22 protein-coding genes are annotated in these 26417 nt (G+C 70.2%); 12 read left to right on the top strand and 10 right to left on the bottom strand.

The features are described 5' to 3' along the window. Positions 1-19: 19 nt before the first annotated feature. The 4 genes from OG241_RS36660 to OG241_RS36645 all read right to left on the bottom strand — a co-directional run bounded on the left by OG241_RS36660 (position 20) and on the right by OG241_RS36645 (position 3878). Complete coding sequence (locus tag OG241_RS36660) at positions 20-1471, bottom strand: GntP family permease (RefSeq protein ID WP_405821599.1); 1452 nt, start codon at positions 1469-1471, stop codon at positions 20-22. A 147-nt stretch (positions 1472-1618) separates the two neighbouring features. Next, positions 1619-2038: a RidA family protein gene (locus OG241_RS36655; protein WP_405821598.1), complete on the bottom strand. Its 420-nt coding sequence runs from the start codon at positions 2036-2038 to the stop codon at positions 1619-1621. Then, entirely contained in the window at positions 2035-2805 is a 771-nt protein-coding gene (locus tag OG241_RS36650) for an IclR family transcriptional regulator (RefSeq protein WP_405821596.1), read from the bottom strand. The genes OG241_RS36655 and OG241_RS36650 overlap by 4 nt, the downstream gene beginning before the upstream one ends. Continuing rightward, positions 2802-3878, bottom strand: a complete 1077-nt coding sequence (locus OG241_RS36645) for a sugar kinase (protein WP_405821594.1) — start codon at positions 3876-3878, stop codon at positions 2802-2804. The genes OG241_RS36650 and OG241_RS36645 overlap by 4 nt, the downstream gene beginning before the upstream one ends. 144 nt (positions 3879-4022) lie before the next feature. Here OG241_RS36645 and OG241_RS36640 point away from each other — a divergent pair, with 144 nt between their 5' ends. After that, positions 4023-5363, top strand: a complete 1341-nt coding sequence (locus OG241_RS36640) for an amino acid deaminase (protein WP_405821592.1) — start codon at positions 4023-4025, stop codon at positions 5361-5363. A gap of 26 nt (positions 5364-5389) precedes the next feature. Then, complete coding sequence (locus OG241_RS36635) at positions 5390-7021, top strand: amidohydrolase family protein (RefSeq protein ID WP_405821590.1); 1632 nt, start codon at positions 5390-5392, stop codon at positions 7019-7021. Positions 7022-7098: 77 nt separating this feature from the next. Here OG241_RS36635 and OG241_RS36630 read toward each other — a convergent pair whose 3' ends face one another. After that, a complete protein-coding gene (locus OG241_RS36630) occupies positions 7099-7986 on the bottom strand; it encodes a serine protease (RefSeq protein WP_405821589.1) in 888 nt (295 codons plus the stop codon). Between the two features lie 523 nt (positions 7987-8509). Between OG241_RS36630 and OG241_RS36625 the strand changes: the two genes are divergently transcribed. Next, positions 8510-13414, top strand: coding sequence for a polymorphic toxin-type HINT domain-containing protein (locus tag OG241_RS36625; protein WP_405821587.1), 4905 nt, complete (start codon positions 8510-8512; stop codon positions 13412-13414). Next, the gene (locus OG241_RS36620) at positions 13407-13796 is read left to right on the top strand and encodes a hypothetical protein (RefSeq protein WP_405821585.1); all 390 of its coding nucleotides are present in this window, start codon (positions 13407-13409) and stop codon (positions 13794-13796) included. The genes OG241_RS36625 and OG241_RS36620 overlap by 8 nt, the downstream gene beginning before the upstream one ends. Before the next feature lie 164 nt (positions 13797-13960). On the opposite strand, the gene OG241_RS36615 is transcribed toward OG241_RS36620, so the two are convergent. Next, complete coding sequence (locus OG241_RS36615; protein ID WP_405821583.1) at positions 13961-14893, bottom strand: NADP-dependent oxidoreductase; 933 nt, start codon at positions 14891-14893, stop codon at positions 13961-13963. Positions 14894-14984: 91 nt separating this feature from the next. Here OG241_RS36615 and OG241_RS36610 point away from each other — a divergent pair, with 91 nt between their 5' ends. After that, positions 14985-15365, top strand: a complete 381-nt coding sequence (locus OG241_RS36610) for a winged helix-turn-helix transcriptional regulator (protein ID WP_405821581.1) — start codon at positions 14985-14987, stop codon at positions 15363-15365. 215 nt (positions 15366-15580) lie between these two features. Here the strand turns inward: OG241_RS36610 and OG241_RS36605 are convergent, their stop codons facing one another. Together OG241_RS36605 and OG241_RS36600 are read right to left on the bottom strand one after the other, a co-directional pair. Beyond that, on the bottom strand, positions 15581-16495 hold the full coding sequence (locus tag OG241_RS36605; RefSeq protein WP_405821579.1) for a helix-turn-helix domain-containing protein: 915 nt from the start codon (positions 16493-16495) through the stop codon (positions 15581-15583). Further along, entirely contained in the window at positions 16492-16908 is a 417-nt protein-coding gene (locus tag OG241_RS36600) for a peptidoglycan-binding protein (protein ID WP_405821577.1), read from the bottom strand. The genes OG241_RS36605 and OG241_RS36600 overlap by 4 nt, the downstream gene beginning before the upstream one ends. Before the next feature lie 27 nt (positions 16909-16935). Here OG241_RS36600 and OG241_RS36595 point away from each other — a divergent pair, with 27 nt between their 5' ends. Beyond that, complete coding sequence (locus OG241_RS36595) at positions 16936-17241, top strand: hypothetical protein (RefSeq protein ID WP_405821575.1); 306 nt, start codon at positions 16936-16938, stop codon at positions 17239-17241. Between the two features lie 474 nt (positions 17242-17715). Here OG241_RS36595 and OG241_RS36590 read toward each other — a convergent pair whose 3' ends face one another. Beyond that, positions 17716-18291, bottom strand: coding sequence for a YdeI family protein (locus tag OG241_RS36590; protein ID WP_405821574.1), 576 nt, complete (start codon positions 18289-18291; stop codon positions 17716-17718). An 83-nt stretch (positions 18292-18374) separates the two neighbouring features. Further along, positions 18375-19616 (bottom strand): hypothetical protein, encoded by a 1242-nt coding sequence (locus OG241_RS36585; protein ID WP_405821573.1) that lies wholly within the window; start codon positions 19614-19616, stop codon positions 18375-18377. A 118-nt stretch (positions 19617-19734) separates the two neighbouring features. On the opposite strand from OG241_RS36585, the gene OG241_RS36580 reads away from it, so the two are divergent. The 6 genes from OG241_RS36580 (at position 19735) to OG241_RS36555 (ending at position 26355) form a co-directional block, all read left to right on the top strand. Then, complete coding sequence (locus OG241_RS36580; RefSeq protein ID WP_405821571.1) at positions 19735-20946, top strand: pyridoxal phosphate-dependent aminotransferase; 1212 nt, start codon at positions 19735-19737, stop codon at positions 20944-20946. Positions 20947-21039: 93 nt separating this feature from the next. Next, positions 21040-21468 carry a hypothetical protein gene (locus OG241_RS36575; RefSeq protein ID WP_405821569.1) on the top strand — a complete coding sequence of 143 codons (429 nt, stop codon included), beginning with the start codon at positions 21040-21042 and terminating at the stop codon, positions 21466-21468. Positions 21469-21809: 341 nt separating this feature from the next. Beyond that, entirely contained in the window at positions 21810-22895 is a 1086-nt protein-coding gene (locus tag OG241_RS36570) for a hypothetical protein (RefSeq protein WP_405821568.1), read from the top strand. Positions 22896-22953: 58 nt separating this feature from the next. After that, positions 22954-24159, top strand: a complete 1206-nt coding sequence (locus tag OG241_RS36565; protein ID WP_405826634.1) for a toxic anion resistance protein — start codon at positions 22954-22956, stop codon at positions 24157-24159. Continuing rightward, a complete protein-coding gene (locus OG241_RS36560) occupies positions 24156-25706 on the top strand; it encodes a substrate-binding and vWA domain-containing protein (protein WP_405821566.1) in 1551 nt (516 codons plus the stop codon). Before OG241_RS36565 ends, OG241_RS36560 begins: the two co-directional genes overlap by 4 nt. After that, the gene (locus tag OG241_RS36555; RefSeq protein WP_405821565.1) at positions 25693-26355 is read left to right on the top strand and encodes a hypothetical protein; all 663 of its coding nucleotides are present in this window, start codon (positions 25693-25695) and stop codon (positions 26353-26355) included. Before OG241_RS36560 ends, OG241_RS36555 begins: the two co-directional genes overlap by 14 nt. The last annotated feature ends 62 nt before the right edge of the window (positions 26356-26417 follow it).

The raw sequence follows: 26417 nt of genomic DNA, 5'->3' as shown, positions 1-26417 counted from the left end.
GACCGGAACACCGGCACATCTACACGAACAGGCTCAGGACGGCCGCCACGGCGAACCCCGCCAGCGACAGCACCGTCTCCAGCACGGTCCACGTCTTGAGTGTGTCCCGTTCGCTGATCCCGAAGTACTTGGCGACCATCCAGAAGCCGCCGTCGTTGACGTGCGAGGCGAAGATCGAGCCCGCGGAGATCGCCATGATGACGAGGGCGGTGAACGCCTGCGTGTGGTCGCCCTCGCTGAGCAGCGGCGCCACGATGCCCGCCGTCGTCACGATCGCGACCGTCGCCGAGCCCTGGGCGACGCGCAGCACCACGGAGATCAGATAGGCGAGGACGATCACTGGCAGGCCGACGTCGTTGAACGTGTCGGAGAGTGCCTGCGCGACCCCGCTGGCCTTGAGGACCGCGCCGAAGATCCCGCCGGCGCCGACGACGAGCAGGATGTTGCCGACCGGCTTGAGGGACGCGGTGGACACTCTCTCCAGCGACTTGCGGGACCAGCCGCGACGCAGGCCAAGCAGGTAGTACGCCATGAGCAGGGCGATCGTGAGGGCGACGAACGGGCTGCCGAGGAAGGTGACGAACGAGCGGAAGGTTGAGGGGTCGAGGGCGATCGAGGAGAACGTCGCGGCGAGGATCAGCAGCAGCGGCGTACCGATGATGGCGAGGACCGTGCCGAGCGGTACGGGGGTCTCCTGGGCGGCGACTCCCGCCTCGCGCTGCTCGTCGAGAACCGTTTGCCTGGCTTCCTCGGCGGCCTCCAGCATGTCCTGGGGGACGGGGACGAAGATCCGCTTGCCGATCCACGCCGACCACACCCATGCGGCGGCCACGGCGGGCAGTCCGCAGACGACGCCCATGAGGATGACCCAGCCGAGGTCGACGTGCAGAAGCCCGGCGGCGGCGACCGGGCCGGGGTGCGGCGGCAGGAAGGCGTGCGTGACGGAGAGACCGGCCAGGAGGGGCAGACAGTAGAGCAGGATCGACTTGCCGGAGCGCTTGGCGGCGGCGTACACGATCGGCGCGAGGACGAAGATGCCGACGTCGAAGAAGACGGGGATGCCGAAGACGAGGCCCGTCAGGCCCATTGCCAGGGGCGCTCTCTTCTCGCCGAACAGGTTCAGCAGCCGGGACGCCAACACCTCGGCGCCGCCGCTGACTTCGAGGATCGCGCCGAGCATCGTACCGAGGCCGATGATGATGGCGACGTGGCCGAGGATGCCGCCCATGCCGGACTCGATGACGGAGACGGCGTCGGAGCGCTGGACGGTGCCGAAGAGTTCGGTGACGCTCAGGCCGGCCCCTAGGCCGACGGCTATCGAGACGGTCAGGAGGGCTACGAAGGGTTGGAGGCGGAGTTTGATGATGAGGAGGAGCAGCAGGGCTATGCCGAGGGCGGCGACGGTGAGGAGACCTGCGGTGCCGTCTATGAGGAGGAGTAGTCCGCCGGTGTGGGGTGGGGTCTCGGGCATGTGGGGGTCCTCTGATGGGTTTTGTGGCGAATTTGGGCAGGGGGGAGCGCATTCGTGGCTGGGTGCGGGTTGGGTGTGGTTGCTCGCGCAGTTCCCCGCGCCCCTATAGGTGGCCTGCGGCCCCTATAGGGCGCGAAGGGGTGGGACTCAGTCGGCCAGTACCGCGAGGGCGTCGATCTCGATGAGGAGCCCGGCGGGGAGGCCGACGTAGACCGTCGTGCGGGCGGCCGGAGGCGCTGTGAGGCCCTGGTCCTCGAAGTAGGTGTTGTAGATGCCGTTCATCTCGGCGAAGTGGTCCACGTCCGTCAGATAGACGCGGATCATCATCGCGTCGTCCCAGGTGGCGCCGCCCTCCTCCAGGATCGCCTTGACGTTGGCGAGCGTCTGGAGGGTCTGTTCGCGCAGCGTGGGGCCGGCGGGAGTCGGGGGCTTGCCCTCCTCCGCCGGGAGGAAGCCGACCTGGCCGGCGACCTGGAGGATGTTCCCCTTCCGCACACCGTGGGAGAACTTGGCGGGCGGGGTGGTGTGGGTCCTGGGGGTGAGGGCTGTTTTGCTCATGTCTGTCATGAATCGGTGTCCTTCGCGGGCGTGGGGGTTCTGCCGGAGTACTCACCGCTGATGGCGTCCGCCGTACGGCGCACCAGCGGAAGCAGGGTGAGGAGTTCGTCGGCGGTGACGACGACGTTGGGGGCGGAGACGGACATGGCGGCGACCACCCGTCCGTCGGGACCGGTGAGGGGGGCCGCGACGCAGTTGATGGACTCCTCGTGACCGCCGAGGTCGGTGGCCCAGCCCTGGTCGCGCACCTTCTCCAACTCCCGGACGAATGCGGGGGCGTTGGGGGTCGAGCGGGAGGTGTACATGGGGTAGTCGAGCTTGTCGGCGACGGTCCGCCGCTCGGCCTGAGGCAGGTCGGCGAGGAGCAGCTTGGCGACGGCGGCGACGGTGATGGCGACGGGCTTCCCGATCCGCGAGTACATGCGCACCGGGTAACGGCTCTCGACCTTGTCGATGTAGAGGACCTCGCCCTCCTCGTACACGGCGAGATGGACGGTGTGTCCGCAGATCTCGTTGAGGCGTACGAGGTGGGGGTGGGCGATCTCCCGGATGTCGAGGTTCTCGACGGCTTCCTGGGCGAGGGCGAAGAGGCGGGCGCCGAGGCGGTAGCGCTGGTCGGACTGGCGGTAGACGAGTCCGTGTTCGTGCAGGGTGCGCAGCAGCCGAAGGGCGGTGGACTTGTGGACGCCGAGCCGGTCGGCGACCTGACCGAGGTCGGCGGGGCCCTCTGCGAGCAACGGCAGGATGCTCAGCGCGCGGTCGACGGTCTGGCTCATGGGGTGCGTACCTCCTCCGGGGCCTGCTCGGCTTGCGTCCAGCCGGGGCCGAGTCGAAGTGTCTCCCACGCCCGCTCGTCGAGAGCGGTCAGCCGGTCGGCGTGGTCCCGGGCGGGCGGCGCGGCGAGGTCGCCGGGGGCAGTGAGGACGGCGGCGGCCATGAGGTGGCCGTGCCGGATGCGGTCCCTTACGGGGAGGGCGCGCAGGGTGGCGGAGAGGAACCCGGCGGCGAAGGCGTCGCCGGCGCCCACCGCCGCGACGATGTCGACGCGGGGCGCCCGGACGTGGGTGGCGACGCTGTCGGCGTCCTCGGTCCCGTCCGGCGCGCCGGGGCTCCTGTCGAAGGCGAGGGCCCCGCCCCTGCCCTGCTTGACGATCACCAGCTCCGGCTCGGGCAGCGCCTCCGCGACAGCACGCGCCCCGACCAGCCCCCACGCGTCCCGGGCCTCGTCGGCCCCGACGAAGACGAGGTCGGCCCGCCGCGCCAGGTCCAGCAGTACGCGGGGGCCGTCGGTGTCGGCCCACAGTCCCGGCCGGAAGTTGACGTCGAAGGAGACGAGTGGCCGTCCGGGCCGGGCCTCGGTCAGTTCCCACAGCAGGTCGAGACAGTCGCCGGACAGGGCGGCCGTGATCCCGGACAGATGCAGCACACGCCCCGCGCGGGCCGCCTCCATGTCCACGCTTCCCGTCGACATCACCGAGGCCGCCGACCCGGCCCGGTAGTACGCCACCTCGTGCGCGTCGGTCGCCCGGTCCCCCGCCGTACGGAAGTACACGCCCGTCGGACGCTCCGGATCACGCCGTACGCACGCCACGTCCACGCCGTACGACCCGATCGCCTCGATCAGGTGGTCGCCGAAGCCGTCGTCGCCGACGCGGCTGATCCAGCGGGCGGTGTGTCCGGCGGCGGCGACGGTGCATGCCACGTTGGACTCGGCGCCGCCGATGGCCCGCTCGAAGGACGGTACGTCGGCGAGGCGGCCCGGCCGGGAGGGAAGGAAGGTGACCATGGACTCGCCGAGCGCGACGACGTCCACGACGTCGGGGGCGTTGCAGGGTCCCGTGATGGTCACGATCGTCGTAGCTCCTCGGTGGTGCGGGGGAGGCGGCGGCTCCGTTGACCCCGCGTTGGCGAGATGTTAGACAGCGGTAAGCGATACACGCAATGGTCGTTGCAAGGAGTGCAACGAGCTGGATGAGGCGATGAGGGAGGCCCCATGGGCACCGAGGACGTCGGGAACATCGAGAGCATCCAGAACACGGGGGCCACCGTGCGCGCCGACCGCGCCGGGGCGCTCGCCCGGCTGGCCGACGAACGCGTCGACGCCCGCTTCAAGGGGCTCCCGCCGGACGCGGACGGTCTGACCGTCGGCGAGCTGGCCGCACAGCGCCGCAACCTCTTCACCGGCGGCTTCACCACCCCCGTACTCGCCCTCTCCGCCGAGCGCCTCACCCACAACCTGGAGCTGATGGAGACGTACGCGGCCCGCCACGGTCTCGTCTTCGCACCGCACGGCAAGACCTCCATGGCCCCCCAGCTCTTCCGCCGCCAGCTCGAGCACGGCGCCTGGGGCATCACCCTCGCGGTCCCCCACCAGGTGCGCGTCGCCCGCGCCTTCGGTGTCCAACGGGTCTTCCTGGCCAACGAGTTGGTCGACCCGGCGGCCCTGCGCTGGATCGCGGCGGAGCTGGCCGCCGACCCGGACTTCCACTTCGTCTGTTACGTCGACTCCGTGCGCGGGGTGGAACTGATGGACGCGGCCCTCACGGGGGCGGGCGACCGTCCGCTGGACGTGGTCGTCGAACTCGGCGCCGGTGAGGGTGCCCGGACCGGCGTGCGTACGGAGGCGGAGTGCGCGGCGGTCGCGGACGCGGTGGCCGCCGCGGCGACCCTGCGGCTCGTCGGGGTCGTGGGGTACGAGGGCGAGGTGCCGGGGGCCGACCCGGAGCGGGTGCGGGCGTGGCTGCGGCGGCTGGTGGCGCTGGCGGCGGACTTCGACAAGGCGGGGCGGTTCGCCGGGGCCTCCGTTGAGCAGATCATCGTGAGCGCGGGCGGCAGCGCCTGGTTCGACGCGGTCGCCGACGTGTTCGTCGAGATCCCCGAACTGTCGCTCCCCGTATGCAAGTTGCTGCGCTCGGGGGCGTACGTCTCGCACGACGACGGCCGCTATCGCGAGGTCACGCCGTTCAACCGGGTCCCCGAGGAGGGGTCCCTGGAGCCCGCCTTCCGGCTGTGGACGCAGGTCGTCTCCCGTCCCACCCCCGAGCAGGCCTTCACGAACGCGGGGAAGCGGGACGCGGCGTACGACCTGGACCTGCCGGTACCGCAGGTGGTCCGGAGGGAGGGTGCCGGAGAGCGGCCGGCGACCGGCATCTCGGTCACCGGCCTCTCCGACCAGCACGCCTGGCTGCGTACGACCCCGGAGGCGGATCTGGAGGTGGGCGACTGGCTGGGCCTGGGCCTCTCCCACCCGTGCACGTCGTTCGACAAGTGGCAGCTGATCCCGCTCGCGGAGGCGGACGGCACGGTCGTCGACTACATCCGCACGTTCTTCTGACTCTTTCAACTTCCAAGGAGGCCGACGTGGAAGAGCTCGTCTTTCGGGACGCGGACGTCGTGGACGGTTCCGGCGGTCCGTCCTACCGCGCCGATGTGGTGATCGACGGCGGCACAATCGTGTCGATCGTTCAGGAGGCGGCAGCTGCGGGCTGCCAACGCCCCAAGGCCCGGCGGGAGTTGGACGCGGAGGGGCTGACCCTCTCCCCCGGCTTCATCGACATGCACGCCCACAGCGACCTGGCCCTGCTCCGCGACCCCGCCCACAGTGCGAAGGCCGCACAGGGGGTGACCCTCGAAGTCCTGGGCCAGGACGGGCTGTCGTACGCCCCGGTCGACGACCGCACCCTCGCCGAGGTCCGTCGCGCGATCACCGGGTGGAACGGCCACGGCGACGACATCGACTTCGACTGGCGTTCCGTGGGCGAGTACCTGGACCGTCTGGACCACGGCTTCGACGGCGAGGGCATCGCCGTGAACGCGGCCTACCTCGTCCCCCAGGGCACGGTCCGGATGCTCGCCGTCGGCTGGGAGGACCGCGAGGCGAGTCCTCAAGAGCTGGACCGTATGCGGCGGTTGGTGGCCGAGGGCCTGGAACAGGGCGCGGTCGGCATGTCGTCGGGCCTGACCTACACGCCCGGCATGTACGCCAAGGACGCCGAACTGACCGAGTTGTGCCGGGTGGTGGCGTCGTACGGCGGCTACTACTGCCCGCATCACCGCTCGTACGGGGCGGGGGCGCTCACGGCGTACGCGGAGATGGTGGAGCTGGCCCGTGAGGCGGACTGTCCGCTCCATCTCGCCCACGCCACCATGAACTTCGGCGTGAACGAGGGTCGGGCGCCGGAACTCCTGGCCCTCCTCGACAAGGCGCTGGCGGCGGGAGCCGACCTCACCCTGGACACGTATCCCTACACTCCCGGCTCGACAACTCTCGTGGCGCTGCTGCCGAGTTGGGCGAGCGAGGGCGGCCCGGAGGCGATCCTGAAACGCCTGACGGACCCCGCGACCGCCGAACGGGTCCGGCACCACCTGGAGGTCGTCGGCGCGGACGGCTGTCACGGCGTGCCGGTCGACTGGGAGACGATCGAGATCTCCGGCGTGACGGACCCGGCGCTGAGCGGTTTCGTGGGCCGTACGGTGCGGGAGTCGGCGACCGCGCGCGACGAGACCGCCTGGACGACGGCCCGCCACCTCCTCCTGACCGACCGGCTGGGGACGACGATCCTCCAGCACGTCGGCCACGAGGAGAACGTCCGCGCGATCATGCGCCACCGCGTCCACACGGGCGGCTCGGACGGCATCCTCCAGGGCACCAAGCCGCATCCGCGCGCGTACGGCACGTTCCCGCGGTATCTCGGGCGGTACGTACGGGAGTTGGAGGTCCTCACCCTGGAGGAGTGCGTGGCCCACCTGACGTCCCGCCCGGCGGCGAGGCTACGACTCCCCGACCGGGGCCTGGTCCGCGAGGGCTACCGCGCCGACCTGGTCCTCTTCGACGCGGCGACGGTAGCGGCCGGCTCCACCTTCGAGTCGCCGCGCACGCTGCCGACGGGCATCCCCTACGTACTGATCAACGGCCGGTTCGTGATGGAGGACGGCCGCAGGACGGACGTACTGGCGGGGCGGGCGATCCGCCGCTCGGCCCCGCGCCCCTGAAGGGGCGCGGGGAACTGCGCGACAAGCCACGACGGCGCCGCAGACGCGCCACGACCGATCCCGCCCCGCGCGGAGCGCTACGGCTTGGGCAGGGTGCAACCGCTCGCGCTCAGGTTCAGCTTGTTGTCCAGGCCGAAGCAGGCCGGGATCTGGTAGGTCTCCTGGCCGTAGTTGATGCCCTCGCGCACGGTCACCGCGCCGTTGGCGTCGACCTCGCAGGGGTTGTTGTCGGTGCAGCGCGCACCGTCCTCGTTGCCGGTGTTGTTGACGGCGACGACGTTCCCCGTGGCGTTGTCGACGACCGGCGAGCCCGAGGTGCCGCCGATGGTCTGGCAGGCGGAGGTGTAGCGGACCGAGTCCTTCCAGGTCCACTCGCCTTCCTTGAGGCGGTAGGCGAAGCCGTCGACGTTGCAGGCGTACGTCCGCTTCCAGTAGCCGGAGACGACGGTGATCGCGGTGCCGGCGACCGGGTGGGTGGTGTTGAGCGTGAGCGGGTTGATGTTGTACGAGCTCTTGATCGCCGCGTAGGTGGTCGTGAGCTGGTAGATCGACACGTCGGTGTCGGTCATCGTCGCGTACGCGATCTTGCTGGCGCGCAGGGTGGCGACGCGGGTCGCCGCGGCGTTGAGCAGCCCGAAGGTACGGGTGGACGCCTGGTCGACGATGACCTCGCCGGCCGCCGGGAAGCCGGTCTCCAGGCAGTGGCCGTTGGACATGACCAGTGCCGGGTCGTCGGCCTCGGAGTTCGGGAAGCGGATGAGCGAGCCGGAACAGTTGGAGAGCGAGACGGTGCCGGCGAAGTTGACGGCCTGGATGGCCGGTGCGGCCTTGGCCGCCGGTGCCGCCTTGGTGACGGCGCTCTTCGCGGCGGGCGCGGCCGTGTCGGCCTGCACGGCGAACGCGGGTGCCGCTCCGGCCCCGGTGATCACCAGGGCTGCGAGCGCGGCAAGGAGAGGCTTGTTCATGTGTGGGGGTCCCCTCGTACGAAGGAGCGACCGGAGGTTTTCCGGTCGCTCGCTTTTTGTCATGCACATTGTGATGGGGGAGGGGCGACTGGGGCAAGGAATCGTTTCCGGCCGGGAGTTGGCGGAATCACGCCCACGCGGCGGCCGTACGACCGGGGTCGGCGGGCCGACTCCACGCGGATTGTGACGTTGATCTCATCGTCGCGGAGCGTGTGCGGGGATCCGACTCCGCAACAGTCCGGCAGACCACCTCTCACAAGCCGCACACAGGTTCGAGCCCATTCCGGCCACAGGCGGGGCGGCTACCGGGCGTGACTGCCCCCGTCACAAAGCCTTGTCGCGGGAATCACCGGCATGCCTATGGTGGCGTCCGCTTCCGGCAGGACCTGACCAGTCCACTCGCCGGGAGTGTCCGGCGTATCCACGGGGGGATCGCCCAACACCACGCGAGGCCCCATGCGCGGGCCCGACGTGTCCCTCCCAGGAGTGCGCCCGCAGCCACCCCCTAGAGAGAGGGATACGCGTGTCGCGTAGACCTGTACGAAAGCAGGGCAGACGCCCAAGATGGCTGGCCGGTCTGACGACTTCTGTCGTCCCGCTCGCCTCCCTGGCCCTTCTCGCCTCCATGGCCGTGCAGCCGGTTTCGGCCGTCGGCCAGGATCCGCGTACCAGCCCGGTCGTCGACTCCTACGACGGGTTCGACGCCAAGGGCGCCGAGCAACTGCGCTTCGACCAGTGCCTGATGGCCGACGGGCTGCGCAGGGGCGGGCCGAATCAGTTCGGTCTGGCCAGCACCTCCCTGTCGCTGCCGGCGGACCAACTGCACCAGAAGGCGGACCGCACCTACGGCACCGGTGCGTTCGCCCTGGCATGGGAGAAGGACAGTGCCGACTCAGACGCCTGGGTGAAGAAGGCGACCGACACCCGGCAGTCGTGGAGCACCGCCGTCAGCGGCCTGACCAACTACCCCGGCGCCGCCGTGAAGGAGGACTTCTTCGACAAGACGGGGCTGCTTCCCTGGCTCTACCAGTCGTACTTCAAGTCGGTCGACCTGCAGTCGCCGTTCTACGACCCGTCACCGCAGGCGGACGACCAGACGAAGAAGGCCGCCCTCGCGATCGGTGACCCGCTGTACACCAGCGGTGGGACGAGCCAGGAGCAGGAGGCCTGGAAGCTCTGGAAGAAGAACTCCGGGCCCATCGTTCCGAACGAGATATTCGTTCCGCGGGTGTTCGCCGACGACGCCCGTGTCTTCCTCGCTTCCGGCGGCTTTCCCAGGACCGCTCCGGCGCCGGACACCCCGGAGTACCGCGTCGCGGTGGAGGACCTGAAGACCCGGTTCGCCTCGTGCGCGTGGCACGGTCCGATCGACCCGGACCGGGTGCTCGGCAAGGAGGTGGCGCAGGCGTCCGCCGAGTGGCAGCAGGAGATCGCCTCGCAGGCCACACAGCGCGGCCAGATCCTCACCGCCGGCAACAGCGCCGGAAAGGCGCTGCAGGACGGCGCGTTCGCCCTGGGCAAGCTGCTGGGACAGTCATGGATCGCGGACTACTCCACCCGCTGGCAGGACTACTACACCGAGGGCGGCTTCAACTGGATCGGCGACGGCCAGCTGGAGATCCAGGTGCCGGGCGCCACCGGCAAGTGCATCGAGGTCACGGGCGCCGCGAAGACCAACGGCACCCCCGTACAGATCAACACCTGTAACAGCGGGGTCGGCCAGAAGTGGCAGGTGTGGGCCTCCTACGACGGCGGCCACACCCTGCAGAACCCGAACTCGGGCAAGTGCCTGGAGGTGCTGAACGGCGGCAACGCCGACGGCACGAAGATCCAGATCCGCGACTGCGGCAGCGCCAAGGCCCAGCAGTGGAAGTTCGACGTGCGCAGCGCCACCACGCTGGTGAACGCCGCGTCCGGCAAGTGTCTGCATCTGCCGACGTTCGACAACAGCAAGGACGCGGTGCTGTCGGCGTGCAACGGCTCCACCGCGCAGAAGGTGCGGATCGTCGCCAAGACCCACACCGGCAGCGCCCCGGCGAAGGCCGACGTGGACAAGGCCAAGGCGGCCGTCACCGCCGCGCAGGCGGAGGCGAAGAAGCAACTCGCCGCGATCAAGACGCAGTTGACGACGGCGCAGAAGGCCGTGACCGCGTCGGACAGCGCGCTTCAGGCCGCCTACGGCATCGCCGACACCAATGGTGCTCCGCGGGGTCGTGGTCTGCTGGTGGGGCTGCAGAAGGACCAGGTGACCCGGGGTGCGGCTGCCGCGCTCCAGGCGCTGGTGAAGGCCGGTGAGACGGCGGAGGCCGCGACGCGTGCGTCGGCCGCGGACAGCGCGACCATCGCGCAGCGCGCGTTGGCGCAGGCCGCGCAGTCGAACGCGGAGTTCCGCAAGATGGCCGCCGAGGCGGCGGAGGCGCAGGCCAAGGCCGCGGCGGACGCGGCCAAGCTGCACCGCGACAACGCGAAGAAGGACAAGGAGACCGCGGAGGCCAAGCTCCTCGTCGCGGTGAAGGCCGAGGGCGACGCGAAGGCGGCGGCCGCCGACGCGCACGCCAAGCGGCTGGCGGCGGAGGCCGAGGAGAAGACGGCCAAGGCGGAGAAGGCGGAGGCGGCCGCCAAGCAGGCCGAGGCCGCCGAGCACCGCAGGAACGCCGAATCGGAGGCGACGAAGGCCAAGGAAGCCAAGGACAGGGCCGAGGCTTCGGAGAAGACCGCCCAGAGCAGGCGCGACGACGCGGTCGCCGCCAGGGACAACGCCAAGGAGCTGCGCGACGACGCGTGGGACGCCGAACAGAAGGCGGACACAGCCCGCGCGAAGGCCGACGCGAAGGACGCCTACGCCGAGTCCCTCGACGCCGGTGACGCGGCCGACGCGGCCCGCGCCGCGGCGAACAACGCGGACAAGGCGGCCGACGACGCCGAGGCGGCGGCGGGCCGGGCCCGTTCGGAGGCGAACGCCGCCACACAGGCCGCGGCCGACGCGGACGCCGCGGCGACACGTGCCGAGGCGGCCGCGAAGCGCGCCCGTTCCGACGCGGATGCCGCGCAGGCGGCCAAGCTGAGGGCGGACGCGGCTGTCAGGACGGCCACCAGTGCCGCCGCGGACGCGATCACGGCTGCGCAGCATGCCGCGGCCGAGGCGAAGACGGCGGTACAGCTGGCCGACGAGGCCGAGCAGCACGCCAAGGACGCCAGGACCCAGGCCGACGGCGCCAACAAGGAGGCCGGCAACGCCGTGGCCGCCGCGGCGAAGGCCGCCGGGTTCGCGCACGTCACCGCGCAGGCCGCTGTGGACGCGGGCAAGGCGGCCCAGCAGGTCGCCGCCCCCGCCAACGACGCGATCGAGCTCGGCTCCGCGTACGTCGACAGCGACTCCGCGGCCGGTCTCGTGGTGCTGACGGGTCAGTCGTCGAAGACGATCGCCGAGCAGCAGCAGGCGGTCGCCGACGCGCACGCCAAGAACGCCGCCGCCGAGGCCGACGCGGCGAAGAACCTCGCCGACCAGGCGAAGGGCGACGCCAAGGAGGCGTACACCCACGCGGCGAACGCCGCCAGGTACGCCGCCGACGCCCGCACCTACTCCAAGGAGGCCCTGGGCTACGCGGCCGACGCCGCAAAGGCCGCCGCGGCGGCGCAGGCGTCACTGGCCCGCACCATCGAGTACGACCGGCAGGCCACCGCCGACGCCGTGGCCGCCGACAAGGCGGCCGGCAACGCCGAGGGCTACGCCAAGGACGCCCGCGCCTCCGCCGACGCGGCCGCACTCGACGCCGAGGCCGCCCGCTCCGCCGCGGCCCAGGCCGAACAGGCCGCCAAGGACGCCCGCGCCGCCGCCGTCCGTGCCGACGCCGCCGCGACCGAGGCCGAACAGGCCGCCAAGGACGCCGACAAGTACGCCAAGGAAGCCCAGGACGCGGCCGACCGGACCGAACGGGAGGAGGCCAACCAGGATCGCTCCGAGGGGGCCGGTACGGGCATCCCCGGCGTGTTCGCCGTCCCGGACGAGTCCACCGTCGAGATCGTCAGCTCCAAGCAGATCGGCGTCTGCCCCGGCATGCCGGAGGCCGCCTTCCAGGGCTGCGACGCGAAGTACGACCTGGTCGTCACCTACGAGGCCGACTTCTACCTGTGCACCGACGACCAGGCCCAGGCCACGGCCGACGGTTGCCCGAAGAAGGCATGGATCTTCCTCCAGCGGTCGACGCTGGAGAACATCAAGATCAACGGCTGGACACACAAGTTCTCCGGCAAGGACATCGTCCGCGCCGGCTGGCAGAACCTCTTCGGTGACGTCGCCGGATCGATCCTGTTCTCCGTCTTCGCCGAAGACCTGCTGGACTGCTGGCACGGCGACAAGACCGCCTGCGCCTGGAGCCTCGCCACATACGTCCCGGTCGAGGGCCTGCTCGCCCCGATCGCACGCGCCGTCACGGCCCTCGACGCGGCCGCCAGGACCGGCATCGGCTTCACCGACGCGTGGAAGGCCCTTCGCGCGCTCCACCTGTCCGACGAAGCCATCGCCGGGATCGGCGCCAAGGCGCTCGAGGCTCTCAACAGGGTGCGGAAGTCGTGCGGCGACAGCTTCCCCGGCAGCACACGCGTACTGATGGCCGACGGCACGACCAAGGCGATCAAGGACGTCAGGGTCGGCGACGAGGTTCTCGCCACCGATCCTGAAAGCGGCCGCACCGAGACCCACACCGTCTCCCGGACCATCTACACACCGGACGACACCGACTTCGCCGACATCACGATCGACGTCGGGCACGGGCGGATCACCGCCACGCAGCACCACCCCTTCTGGTCACCCAGCGCCGGACGCTGGATCGACGGAGGGGACCTGCGGGCCGGACAGACACTGCGTACCAGCAGTGGTGCGACCGTCACCGTGCTCCGCGTCCACAACTTCCACCAGCTCCACTCGGCCTACAACCTCACTGTCGACAGCGTCCACACCTACTATGTGCTGGCCGGAACGACACCGGTTCTGGTGCACAACGCCAACGGGTGCCCGACCGGAACGATGGTGCTCGGCATCGGCCGGCACTCGGAAGCGCTGGCCAAGGAGATCCAGGGGGGATACACCTTCAACGGCGACGCGTTCGCGGAAGTGGTCGGCAGGGTCAACGGGAAGCCGGTCGCCCTCTGGATGACCGAGGTGTCGAACGTCCTGCGCAAGAACGGCGCGGTCGCGGTCAGTCTGAAGGGCTTCGACGGAGAAACACCCGTTGAGCAGTTCGCCCTCGCCTACAAGGCCTGGCGCTCCGGCAACTGGGCCGCCACTCAGTGGGAAATGGGCCAGATCGGCCTCCAGATACAGCTCGGGAACTTCAAATGGAGCAAGCTCACGTTCTACGACAAGGAGGGCAAGGTAGTGCCGCGGGACAAGATGCCCGAACCGGACTGGGACGCACTGAATGGGTGAGATGACGCCGGGTTCCACCGGCTCCGAGATGTTCCGCTCGGACAGGCATTTCAAGGTCTGGCAGTACGCCGTCGGTCATCGCAGGCTGCTCCTCCGCAGCAGCCGGGACAGGCCGCCGGACACCCGGATCGAGATCTACTTCGCCAACGTCGATCTCATGCTTCTCCGTCCCGACTACGACGGTCTGGTCATCCGCCGGGCCGACGACGAGGAATGCGGCAGGGTCGGCCTCGACTACGGGGTGGAGGTCAAGCCCGGTCGTCTGTTCCTGCTGGGTGGTGACCTGAGGAGCTTCGTCGTCTCGGCGCCTCCGCAGTGGCACGAGGACGAGGGCGCGATGGACGACCCCTCGTGGTTCGGCCCCCTGCGGGGAACGAACTGAGGACTGCCCGGGAGGTCCCCTTCACGAAGGGGACCTCCCGATGCCGTCCGGCACCGCCGCACACCCTCCCGTCCCCCTACGGGTGCGGCCTCTCCCCTGTTGGTCAGTCAGCTCGCGCTCGTGAGTCGCACGTGGGCTTCGCTCACGCGAGGCCCGCGGCGGGATCAGACGGTGAGGACGACCTTGCCCTGGAGGTGCCCGGCGTCGAGCAACCGGTGGGCGTCGGCGACACGTTCGAACGGGAACGTCTCCTGCACGTGGACCCGGAGCCTGCCCTGTTCGACGAGGTCGACGAGACCTCGCAGGCCGACCGGATCGGGGTCGACCGCGATGCCGCTGAAGCGCATGCCGGCCGCCTCGTACCTGGCGATGAGCTTCACATCCTCCTCGGCGACCGCCGTCACCAGGTGACCGCCTGGGCGCAGCACTTCGAGCGACCGCTCGACGGTGTCGCCGCCGATCGTGTCGAGCACGACATCGATGTCGCGGACCGCTTCGGTGAAGTCGACCGCCGTGTAGTCGATCACCTCGTCGGCGCCGAACCCCTCGACGAGCTTCCGCTTGCTCCCGCTGGCGGTCGTGATCACATGCGCGCCGAGCGCCTTCGCGATCTGGATCGCGACATGGCCGACCCCGCCACCACCGCCGTGGACCAGGACGCGGTCGCCCTCGCTCACGCCGGCGAGGTCGACGAGGCCCTGCCACGCCGTCAGCCCGACCACCGGCAGCGCCGCCGCCTCGACGTGCGAGAGCGACGCCGGCTTGCGTGCCAGATGCAACGCCGGCGCCGACACGACCTCGGCGTACGCGCTCGCCGCCCGCGGGAACATCGGCATCCCGAACACCTCGTCGCCGGGCCTGAACCGCCATGTCAGCGGCCCCTCCTCGACCACGCCGCTGATGTCCCAGCCGAGGACGAACGGCGGCCGGCCGAGCAGCGGGGGGAACTCTCCGGCGCGCAGAAGGGCTTCGATCGGGTTCAGCCCGATCGCCCTGACGCGGACGAGAACCTCGCCCGGGAAGGGCTGGGGCTCGGGCGCGTCCACGATGGTGAGCGCCTCGGGACCGCCGAGCGACTGCTGGGTGATGACTCGCATGACTCTCCTGGCTCTGGAAGGGGGGAGAGGATCCAGGCTAGGTATCCGACAGGAACCGCCAGGTACCTTCGGCGCGGGTACCTTTGGCGCCATGAGCGGTTTCGGTCCCGGTGGTCCCTTTCTCGCCGACTGTCCGGCGCGTCTGACGGTCGAGCTCATCTCCGACAAGTGGACGGCGGTCATTCTCTACGGCCTCAGCAAGGGCCCGGTGCGCCATGGCGAGTTGATCGAACTGATCGGCGGTATCTCCCGCAAAGTGCTCACCCAGACACTCCGGCGGCTCGAGGCGCACGGACTCATCCGCCGCCATGCCTACGCCGAGGTGCCGCCCCGCGTCGAGTACGAGCTCACCCCGCTCGGGGCGACGCTGATCGATCCGATCCACATGCTGACCGAGTGGGCGAGGGCGAACGGCGACGCGGTGCTCGATGCGCTCGACGCCGATCCCGAGCCGGTAACCCGTAGCGACTGAGGCCCCCGCAGGCCACTGACCTTTCCGCCTACCTGAGACGCAGAGGTCATGGGCGCGGACACGGCACGCGTGTCTCCCGAGGACGCGACGAACGCGTACGGTTCGCCGGCCCCGAGTCGCATGACCGCTTCCCACTGGCCGCAGCAGGGCGCTCTCCACGGTCAGCCGGGAGCGCGCGGCGGGCTGGGCGATCGCCGCCCTCAGTTCCTCGGCGGTCATCGGGCCGACGGGATGGGACGCTGCTCGCGAGGGCCTGACGCTACTGGAGGTGAGGGCGGTCGGGTCGTGGTGACGGCCCCGCCCACGCGGGCCTCGAAGCACTCCCGTTCGCCGTCGGCCGACGCGGGACGGAAGCAGGCCCGGACGGTGCTGCCGGGGCGGACTTCGGTCATCTCCGTATAGATGAAGGTTGCCGCGTCGTCCTTGTTCCTGATGCGCACGCTGTGGGTCGGGCCGCCTGCCGTGACGTCGATCCCGTCGCCGATCTCGGTCCCCCAGGTCCGGGCCCAGCTCGCGCCGCACTTCTTGCTGTGTCGCAGCTCGACGTGGGCGCCGGTGGCAGTGCGGTACGAGGCGAGAGTGTCGGGGCCGATGCCGCAGATCAGGCGCATCGGGTCCCGGCCCTCGCAGGCGGCTCCGTGGCATTGGGGAGCGAGGGAGAACGGGACGGAGGCCGGCAGCGGTTCGTTCTCCTGAGCCTCCGAGTCCGAAAGCAGGAAGAACAGCAGGGCCGCAGCACCACCGACGATCACGGTGTACGCCGACGCCAGCACCACCAGGAGCCTGCCTCCGCGCAGGCGCCGCTGCCCGGTCCCGGCGGGCGGCGGCGCCTCCTGAGGATGTGGCCGCGGCGACTCGTCCACGGGAGGGTCGGGCGCCGGGGCCACCGCGCGTCCGCTCCAGTACGACTCGGCGATCTCCCACAGGGCCAGCAGCCGCCCGTCCGGTTCGTTCGCGAGCCGGCACAGTTCCTGTACGGCCTGGCGAGGAGGCAGGCTCTTGCCGTTGAGGTAACGCTCCCACGAGGACTTGCTGTACGCCGTCCGCTCCGCCAGCGCCGCCATGCTCAGCCCCGCACCGGCCCGCAGCTCCCGCAGCGCCGCGGCCAGCCGCGTGTGTTCCGCGGTCACTTCGCATCCGCCGACCGCAGGGCCTGCCAGGTGGGCGGGTCGACGACTCCGTTCACGATCAGCCCGTTCTGCTTCTGCATGCGCTCGACCGCTCGCCGTGTCTTCGGGCCGAAGACGCCGTCGATGTCCCCTGGCGCGGTGCCCGCCCGGTGCAGCAGGCACTGCGCCTCGGCCACTTCGAGCCCCACCTGCGTGTTGGACAGGAGGATGTGCGTGGTCCGGCTCAGGCCCGCGTACCAGCGGCCGTCACGCTGCTCCAGCCGGCAGGTGTAGATGACCGGCACCAGGGACTCCGACACGGTGGCCGGGGCCGCCGTGACAGCATCGCTGCGGTCGTGCGCGAGCTGGGCACGGGCCTCGGTGAGCCGCACGGCCAGCAGGAGCGCCACGGAGACGGACAGCACCGTGACCACGGCTCCCGCCGCGACCGCGGCGCGCAGGTGACGCCCACGATCAGGGCCACCGTCACCACACCCACCGCCCCGGCGACAGCACCGACCACCATCCCGCGCCTGCTCGACGCGCTCTTCTTCCGGCGGTGCCCACGCGCCGCCTCCCCCTGCGCACCCGCACCGACGGCTGTCATCGCCGGCAGCTCGGCCGTCGCGTCGTACGCGTTCTGCCAGCCATGGGCGGCAGCCGGGTCCGCGTACGCGTCGTACGACGGGGCGGGGCGGGGGTCGACCTGCGGGTGGTACACGGTCTGCGACTGCGGGGAACCGGCGGAATCCGGGCGTGCAGCGTGACCGCCGTACCCGTCGACCCCCTCGGCCGGCCCGACCGCATCAGCCGCATCGGCCGCGGCATTCGCGCCGTACGTCCCGTTGTCCGCGCCGTGTGTCCCGTTCTGCCATGACATGAGCGCGCATTCTAGGGACGAAAGGGTTTGCGGAGACAGCTGGGGACAGTTACCGCCGGGAACATGCCGGGCGAACCACTCCACCCGTGTGCCTCCCGAGGACGTGGCGAACACGCACGATTCGCCGGCCCGGAGCCGCATGACCGCTTCCCGCTTCCCGCTTCCCACGGGCCATGGCCGAGCCACCGGAACGTCCGCTCTGCGTCCTCGGGCCGTCGCGGACTGGGCAGCTTCGCGGCATACCGCACAGCTCTTCCGCGAGGCCCGGATCACCGGCCGTGCGCAAGCACCTCCCCGGCGACCCAAGCCCGGAAACGTCGCCGACAGGCCTGGCTGGGAGAAGGAGACCGACCCTCCTCGCCTACGGGTGCAGCTTCTCCCCCTTCACCAGCATCGCCACGAACTTCTCGATCCGACGCGCCCGGGTCTCGGCCCGCTTCGCTTCCTGGACACGGTGGAGGATCGAGTAGCGGTTCTGCCGGTCCAGGGTCTCGAAGAACGCCGCCGCGGCCGGGTCGGCAGCCAGGGCCGCCGCGAGGTCGTCCGGCACCGTGGCGGTCCTCGGGCTGTCGTACGCCGCCTCCCAGCGGCCGTCCGCCTTGGCACGGTCGATCTCCGCCAGCCCCGGCGGACGCATCCGGCCCTGCTCGATCAACGCGGCCACCTTGTCCCGGTTGACCTTCGACCACCTGCTGCGCGCCCTGCGCGGCGTGAACCGCTGCACCCACCACTCGTCGTCGAGCCCGGCCTTCTGACCGTCGATCCACCCGTAACAGAGCGCCACGTCGAGCGCCTGGGCGTAGTCCAGGGCCACGATTCCGGGGCCCTTCTTACGCAACTTCAGCCAGATACCGGCCGAGGCCGCGTGGTTCTCGCCGAGCCATGCCTCGAAGGCCTCGGCGGAGTCGAAGACGACGGTCTCCCTGTCCTGAGTCATCCGGGCAGCGAACCACACGGGACTGACAACGGGCCTGACAAGGGGACCGAAAGCGGGTACGCGACCAGGCCCGGCCCATGGCCTCAGAACCACTGGAACAGTATGGGAATCAGCGCAGGTAACCCAGGCACCAGCAGATAGAGGGCGATCCCGGTCTTGACCTTACGGGTCGTGACCGGGAGTACGGAAACCGCCCAGACCTGCGCTATCGCCGCGTCGCGCTCGCCCTCGGGAAGAGTCCGGTAGAGCAACTTGACGTGGTCCTGCTTGACGACCAGGGCGGAGTGGTAGCCGATCGAGGACGGGTAGACGATCACCAGCGTGTCCACCACCATCACCACCATCACGACGAACACCATCCACGACGCCGCCGACAGCCAGACCATGAAGAGGACCAGCAAACCGATCAGGTGGGCCACCGCCGAGCCGTAGGTCCACAGCATGAACTGCCGCAGGGGGCGTAGTCCCCGGAAGCCGTCGCTGTCGAACTTCATGTTCGGGGTCACTCCGAAGCCGATCGCCTCGGAGCGGTACAGATAGACCGTGAAGACGACGCCCATGACGAGTTGCTTGGCCAGGAAGTAGAAGGCGTACGTGCCTGCCGCGCACAGACCCACGGCCAGTTCGGGGTGGGTGTGCTGGTTGGCCCACCAACCGTCGTAGACCTTGGAGCGCCAGACGGAGTCGGGAAGTTCGGTCGGGTTCCAGGTCTCCAGGAGGCCATGGGTGTTGACGAGGCCGTACAGGAAGTAGGTGGCGGTCGCCATGGCGGCCATGAGGGCCGCCGAGAGGTCCCGGCGGCCGAGCAGCATCAGCCACCAGTTGGTCCGGTCGGCCAGCAGGTTGAGCCGGCGGACCTGGCCTTTGGTCAGTCTCTCCGCCCCTCCGTTGCGCACGTTCATCTGCACGAAGTCGCCGATGGCCTGCACCTGCTGGACGCAGAAGACGGGCGTGACGAACACGACGGCCAGCACGATGATCCCGGCCGGGTCCTGGAGCAGCGACAGACTCACGCCGCTCAGCTGGGCGTCGTCGGAGAACAGGTAGTCCAGGGCCCATCGTGTGTCCGTGTCGGCCGGCGCTCCCAGCACTCCGCCCGCCCCGACCAGTATCAGCAGCGTGAGCGAGCAGGCGAGGCCGAGCAGCCGGATCTTGGCCTTGGCCGTCAGCGGCCAGTACAGGAGGCGGATCCGTCGGCGGACCACCCGCCGACGCGCCGGCGGCAACGTACGCAGTCGGCGCATCACCCAGCGGTAGCCGAGAGGCTCGGTCGGACGGAAGACTCTTCCGATCAGCTGTGGCCGCAATGCCCGGAGCTGTTCCATCCCCGCCCCCCGACGGCCACACACCCGATGGTTCTCATGACCGGTGTCCTGTTTTTCCCCGTCTCAAGTGGTGGAAAACACGACGCGGACCGCGTTACCCGGCCGTAAGCTCGCGGACATGCAGCTGATCCAGTCGACCAAGCTCGCCAACGTCTGTTACGAGATCCGGGGCCCGGTTCTCGAAGAGGCGATGCGGCTGGAGGCGGCAGGGCACCGCATCCTCAAGCTGAACACCGGCAACCCGGCCGCCTTCGGCTTCGAGGCTCCGCCCGAGATCCTCGAGGACATCCTCCGGAACGTGTCGTCGGCCCACGGCTACGGCGACGCGAAGGGGCTCCTGGCGGCTCGCCGGGCGGTCGTCATGCACAACCAGACCCTCGGCATCGAGACGGACGTCGAGCACGTCTTCATCGGCAACGGCGTCTCCGAGCTGATCGTGATGGCGATGCAGGCCCTGCTCGACGACGGCGACGAGGTGCTCGTCCCCGCCCCCGACTACCCCCTGTGGACGGCCGCGGTCTCCCTCTCCGGCGGTACGGCGGTCCACTACCGCTGCGACGAGCAGGCCGACTGGATGCCGGACCTCACGGACATCGAACGCAAGGTCACCGACCGCACCAAGGCGATCGTCATCATCAACCCGAACAACCCGACGGGCGCGGTGTACGACGACGCCATGATCCGGGGACTGACGGACATCGCCCGCCGCCACAACCTCCTCGTCTGCTCTGACGAGATCTACGACAAGATCCTGTACGACGGCACGACGCACACCTCGACCGCGAAGATCGCCCCCGACCTCCTCACGCTCACCTTCAACGGCATGTCGAAGGCGTACCGCGTCGCCGGCTACCGGGTCGGCTGGATGTCGATCTCCGGGCCCCGCGCGCACGCCGACTCGTACATCGAGGGCCTGACGATCCTGGCGAACATGCGCCTGTGCGCCAACATGCCGGGACAGCACGGAGTCGTCGCCGCGCTCAGCGGGCGCCAGACCATCAACGACCTGGTGCTGCCGGGCGGGCGGCTCAAGGAACAGATGGACGTCGCGTACGAGCTGCTCACGCAGATCCCCGGCGTCAGCTGTGTGAAGCCGAAGGGCGCGCTCTATCTCTTCCCGCGTCTCGACCCGAACGTCTTCAAGATCAAGGACGACCGGCGCATGGTCCTGGACCTGCTCCGCCGCGAGAAGATCATGGTCGTGCACGGTACGGGCTTCAACTGGCCCGAGCAGGACCACTTCCGTGTCGTGACGCTGCCCACGGTCGGTGACCTGCGCGACGCGGTGACCCGTATCGGCACCTTCCTGGAGGGCTACAGCCAGCCTTGAACCCACCGGGAGCCACATTCCGTGACCGGGCTCAACTTTAGACTAAATCCAAGCTAGGATGGCTTCCTGTCAGCGCACAGGAGGCCATCTCCCATGTACGAACCGATCCGCACGCCCTCGGTCCACAGCACCCGCACCGCGCTGGCCGACACCGCCTCGGACTTCCCCCACAGGTCGCGCGAGGAGGAGCTGGACATCCAGCTGGCCGTTCACCTCGCCGCACTCCTCACCGCCACCGACGAGCTGCGCGCCCTCGCGCCCTCCGCCGACCTGGACACCGCCGCGGAGCGCCTGGCCGGCGAGGTGAGCAGGCTGCACCGTGGCCGTACGCCGGTCCGCGCGTCCGCCCCCGCGGCCGCCGCCCCCGACCTCACCGTCCTGCACCAGCGCGCCCACGCGCTCGCCGGACGCGCGCTGGTCGTCGCGGCCTCCCGTGCCGACACGGCCGCCGCGATTCTCGCCGCCGAGCGCATGGACGCCCACGCCGAGGTGATCGAGCCCCACGCCCTCGCGTCCCACTGAGCCCCGCCTCCTCCTGCGGGCTCCCCCGACGGCCCCGGTCCGCGTGCTCCCGCAGCGACGCGCGGACCGGGTGCCACAGCACTGCGTTCGCTTTAGCAGGGGTTCTTGTGACGCCGGGTTGTGAGGTGTGGGTGGGTGTGGTGCGGTGCGCTGTGGGGGCTTGCGATTGTGTGCGGCCGCAGGTGCATCGTGGCTTGTCGCGCAGTTCCCCGCGCCCCTGAGGGGGGCTGCCGCCCCTCAGGACGCCGTGGCTGGAATCCGTTGCGTACCGGGACCGGCGCTTCACCCTCTGTTCATTCTTTTGGCCGGGGAACGTTGGATTCCGGGAGCACGCTCCCGCTGTGAGACGAATCGCAGGGATTGTCCTCGCGGTCCTGCTGATCGGCGGCGTGGTGGCAGCCGTCGTGGCGGGCCGGGACAACGGGGACCAGAGCACGGCAACGAAGACCGTGCGTGGAGTGATCGGGTCGGAGAAGGCCGAGTTCTTCGCCGATCCCGACGTGGTGAAGGCCCTTGCCGCCAAGGGCTACACCGTGCGGACGGAGACCTCCGGGTCATGGGCGATGGAAGGGCTCGACCTCAAGGGCTACGACTTCGCCTTCCCGTCCAGCCAGGCGCCCGCCGACGAACTGGCCGCCAAGTACAAGGCACGGCAGCCCCTGCCGCGCCCCTTCTACTCGCCACTCGTCGTCGTGGCCCACGAGAACGCCGCCGAGGTGCTCGCGGCCAACGGACTCGCGACGCTCGACAAGGGGCAGCATCGCGGCACCCTCAAGATGGCCGCCTATCTCCACGCGGCCGAGGCCGACCGCACCTGGCAGCAGCTCAGGGGAGCCGACAAATACGGGGAGTTGACCGGCACCCTCTACATCGCCTCCACCGACCCGGAGAGTTCCAGCTCCGGCGCCCTCTACCTCGCGGCCACGAGCTACGTCGCGAACGGCGGCCGGGTGGTGGCGAGCGACGCCGACATCGCCCGTACGGCGCCCCTGATGCACAAGCTGGTCAGCGTCCAGGGCGCCCAACAGCCCAGCTCCGACGCGGCGTTCAGGGACTTCGTGAGCGGCGCCGGAAACCCGCTCGTCCTCGTGTACGAGTCGCAGGTGGCCGCGTTGCTCGGCGATCAGCAGAGCGCCGACGACCTCACCGTGCTCTACCCGGACACCACCGCCAACAGCGACCACACCGTCGTACCGCTGACCGAAGAGGGCCGCGCGCTCGGTGAACTCCTCAGCAACGACCCGGTGTTGCGCAAGCTCGCCGTCCGGCACGGGTTCCGGCCGCAGGGCGACGCCGCCGAGTTCGTCGCCTCCACCGCGGCCCACGCCGCCTACCTCAACCAGAGACTGACCGGCGTCCGGCAGGCGCCCGTGCCCACCTCCCAGGTGCTGCACGAGATGGCGCGCCGGGCCCGAGGACAGTCGTGACCAGCAGCAGGGGGGATCACACGTGAATTTCCAGAAGCCGGACCAGAGCACGAGCCAGATCAGCGGTCAGAGTGCCAGCCAGAGCGCCAGCCAGAGCGGCGACGACATCTTCACGCTCACCCCGCCCGAGCCCGTCGCCGCCGTGCCGCGCGAGAAGGCCGGCGGGCTCGTCCCCGTCGGCGACGACGTCCGTACGGACATGGCCCGCAAGGCCGCCGAGTACGTCGGACAGCTCGCCGCCCTCGACGCCCGCTCGCCCGAGTTCGCGGGCCGGGTCGGGGAGATCACCGGCCTCGGCGCCGGCGAGATGCGGACCGCCGCCGCGCAGTCCAACCGCATGCTGGAACGGGCCGTGCGCAGCCTGCCGAGCAAGGGTGGGGACGCACAGTCGCAGGTGGCGGGCTCGCTCGTCGAACTGAGGCGTGTCGTAGAGGACTTGGACCCGCGTGACCTGCCCACCGGCAAGGGACGGAAGTTCCTGTCCAGACTGCCCGGCGGCAACAAGCTGCGCGACCACGTCGCCAAGTACGCCTCCTCGCAGGCGACCCTGAACAAGATCGTGGGCTCGCTGCGCGGCGGACAGGACGAACTGCGCAGGGACAGCGCGGCGTTGCAGACCGAACGCGTCCGTCTCTGGGAGACGATGGGCAAGCTCCAGGAGTACGTCGTCCTGACGGAAGCCCTGGACGCGGCCGTCGAGCAGCACATCGGCGGCGTCGACACAGTCGATCCGGCGGGCGCCGACAACCTGCGGGCCGACGTGCTCTTCCCGGTCCGGCAGAAGCACCAGGACCTGCTGACCCAGCTCGCGGTGTGCGCACAGGGCTACCTCGCCATGGACGTCGTACGCCGCAACAACGACGAACTGATCAAGGGCGTCGACCGCGCGGCCACCACCACCGTGTCCGCGCTGCGTATCTCCGTGATGCTGGCCTCCGCCCTCGACAACCAGAAGAAGGTCATCGAGCAGGTCAACGCGCTGCGCGGGACGACCGAGGACCTCATCCGGGGCAACGCCGAGATGCTCGCCACGCAGAGCGGCGAGATCCAGCGCATCGCCGCCGACCCGGCCGTCGGCGCGGAGACCCTGCGCAACGCCTTCCAGCAGATCTACCGCACCCTCGACACCATCGACACCTACAAGGTCCAGGCGACGGAGGCGATGGCGGCGACCGTGGAATCGCTGACCGCCGAACTCCAGCACGCGAGCGCCTACTTGGACCGCAGCCAGTCGCGCAGCGCACTCGACGGAGGCCAGATATGAGCAGGAGACACCGGCTCACGGCCACGGCTTTCCTGGCGCTCGCCCTGCTGACCGCCTGCACCACACAGCAGGACCCCAAGCCACTGTTCGACAACGGCTCCCCCAAGCCCGGCACCCTTCGCGTCCTCGCGTCCAGCGAGCTCTCCGACATGAAGCCCGTCCTCGACCGGGTCGAGAAGGACACCGGCATCAAGGTCCGGCCCACCTACATGGGCACCCTCGACGCGATCGACATGCTGGCGGCGGGGAAGACGGACGGCCGGTACGACGCCCTGTGGCTGTCCTCCAACGACTATCTGCGGCTACGTCCCGACGCGGCGAAGAAGGTCGTGTCCGAGACGCCGATCATGTCGAGCCCGGTCGCCATCGGCGTCAAGGCCGCCACCGTAAAGGAGTTGGGCTGGCAGCCCGACCAGGTCACCTGGTCCCAGGTGGAGGTGGCGGTACGGGACGGGAAGCTGACGTACGGCATGACCGACCCCGCGCGTTCCAACTCCGGTTTCTCCACGCTGATCTCGGTCGCCTCGGGGCTCTCCGGGGCGCAGTCCGCGCTGACCGACGCGGATGTGCAGAAGGCGTCTCCTCGGTTGAAGGAGTTCTTCAAGGGGCAGAAGCTGACGTCGAGTTCGTCGGGCTGGCTCGCCGCCGCCTACGACCGGCGCGGCACCGTCGACGCCCTGCTCAACTACGAGTCCGTCCTCAAGGGCATCCCCGGTCTCACGGTGATCCGGCCCCGCGACGGGGTCGTCACCGCCGACTACCCGATCACCTCGCTCGCGTCGACCGACGCCGCGACCCGGGAGACCGTCCGCCGGCTGACGGAGGCCCTGCGCACCCCGGCGACACAGCGCCGGATCACCGACGTCACGCACCGCCGTCCCGTCGTCGCCTCCGTGCCGTCGGCGGCCGGCCTGGACACCGCACGCCGCCGTGAACTCCCCTTCCCCGGCAGCCGGTCCGTCGCCGACGGCCTGCTCGACGCGTACGAGAACAAGCTGCGCCGCCCCTCCCGGACCGTGTACGTCCTCGACACCTCGGGCTCGATGGAGGGCGACCGGCTGGCCGGCCTCAAGGCGGCGCTGCGCGGCCTGACCGGCGACTTCCGGCACCGCGAGGAGGTCACCCTGATGTCGTTCGGGTCGGACGTGAAGAGTGTGCGGACCCATGTCGTGAGCCCCACCGATCCGAGCAGCGGACTCGACGCGATCCGCCGGGACACGGACGCGCTGACGGCGGACGGCAACACCGCGATCTACACCTCACTGGAGAAGGCGTACGAGCAACTGCGCGCCGACCGCGACACGTTCACGTCGATCGTGCTGATGACGGACGGCGAGAACACGGCGGGCGCGAAGGCTGCGGAGTTCGACGGCTTCTACCGACAACTCACCGCCCAGCAGCGGGAGATACCCGTGTTCCCCATCCTCTTCGGTGACTCCGACCGCGCCGAACTGTCACACATCGCCGAATTGACCGGCGGCCGTCTCTTCGACGCCCAGAAGGGCTCGCTCGATGGCGCGTTCAAGGAGATCCGTGGCTACCAGTAGACAGGCGGGACAGTCCGGGCCCAGAGGCATCCTGGGGTTCCTGGAGTCCCGTAAGAACATCGCCGGCAGCGCGTGCGGGCTGGTGGGCCTGGTGCTGACCTTCACGGGTGTGGCCGGCCCTTACTGGCCGGTCGTCGTCGCGGGACTGTACGGCGCGGGCGCGCTGATCGCCCCGCCGGAGCGGCAGCCACTGCCGGACTTCCCGGACCCGTCGGCGCAACTCTCCGCCCAGCTCGACGAGTTGCGGGGGGACTTCGGGCGGCTCGACGAGTATCTGACGCAGGTCGAGCTGGCGCCCGTGGCGGCCGGGCAGGTGACCGAACTGACCGGGCTCGTCGGCGCGTTGCTGGAACCCGGGTGGGTGTCGGAGGCGCTGGCCCAGGACCCGGAAGGGGTGCACGCGCTGTCGCGGATCGTGCGCCAGGACCTGCCCGAGGCCGTCGACAGCTTCGTACGCGCGCGGTGGTGGACGCGGCTGGCGCCGGGCCAGGAACCGCCGGAACGGCATCTTGAGCGACAGCTCGGGCTGCTCAGGCAAGAGGCGGAGACTCTGGCGGCGGGCCTCAGGGAGATCGAGGCCCGCCGCCAGGAGTCGCACACCCGCTACTTGGAGGGCCGGGGGCCCAAGAGCGGCGGGCTCGGCGACTGACGTACAGCGTGTCGCCGTATCCGCTTACCCGCTGCGGTGTCTGCCGTGCCTGCCGCCCTGTT

It is taken from the genome of Streptomyces sp. NBC_01390, assembly GCF_045040105.1.
Lineage (GTDB): Bacteria > Actinomycetota > Actinomycetes > Streptomycetales > Streptomycetaceae > Streptomyces.
This window is presented reverse-complemented; position numbering and strand designations above follow the sequence as displayed.

Excerpts from the sequence above, each read along its gene's own strand:
- OG241_RS36660 (WP_405821599.1), bottom strand. The coding sequence starts at position 1,471 with ATGCCCGAGACCCCACCCCACACCGGCGGACTACTCCTCCTCATAGAC.
- OG241_RS36640 (WP_405821592.1), top strand. The coding sequence starts at position 4,023 with ATGGGCACCGAGGACGTCGGGAACATCGAGAGCATCCAGAACACGGGG.
- OG241_RS36585 (WP_405821573.1), bottom strand. The coding sequence starts at position 19,616 with ATGGAACAGCTCCGGGCATTGCGGCCACAGCTGATCGGAAGAGTCTTC.
- OG241_RS36590 (WP_405821574.1), bottom strand. The coding sequence starts at position 18,291 with ATGACTCAGGACAGGGAGACCGTCGTCTTCGACTCCGCCGAGGCCTTC.
- OG241_RS36580 (WP_405821571.1), top strand. The coding sequence starts at position 19,735 with ATGCAGCTGATCCAGTCGACCAAGCTCGCCAACGTCTGTTACGAGATC.
- OG241_RS36630 (WP_405821589.1), bottom strand. The coding sequence starts at position 7,986 with ATGAACAAGCCTCTCCTTGCCGCGCTCGCAGCCCTGGTGATCACCGGG.
- OG241_RS36575 (WP_405821569.1), top strand. The coding sequence starts at position 21,040 with ATGTACGAACCGATCCGCACGCCCTCGGTCCACAGCACCCGCACCGCG.
- OG241_RS36655 (WP_405821598.1), bottom strand. The coding sequence starts at position 2,038 with ATGACAGACATGAGCAAAACAGCCCTCACCCCCAGGACCCACACCACC.
- OG241_RS36650 (WP_405821596.1), bottom strand. The coding sequence starts at position 2,805 with ATGAGCCAGACCGTCGACCGCGCGCTGAGCATCCTGCCGTTGCTCGCA.
- OG241_RS36610 (WP_405821581.1), top strand. The coding sequence starts at position 14,985 with ATGAGCGGTTTCGGTCCCGGTGGTCCCTTTCTCGCCGACTGTCCGGCG.
- OG241_RS36560 (WP_405821566.1), top strand. The coding sequence starts at position 24,156 with ATGAGCAGGAGACACCGGCTCACGGCCACGGCTTTCCTGGCGCTCGCC.
- OG241_RS36620 (WP_405821585.1), top strand. The coding sequence starts at position 13,407 with ATGGGTGAGATGACGCCGGGTTCCACCGGCTCCGAGATGTTCCGCTCG.
- OG241_RS36615 (WP_405821583.1), bottom strand. The coding sequence starts at position 14,893 with ATGCGAGTCATCACCCAGCAGTCGCTCGGCGGTCCCGAGGCGCTCACC.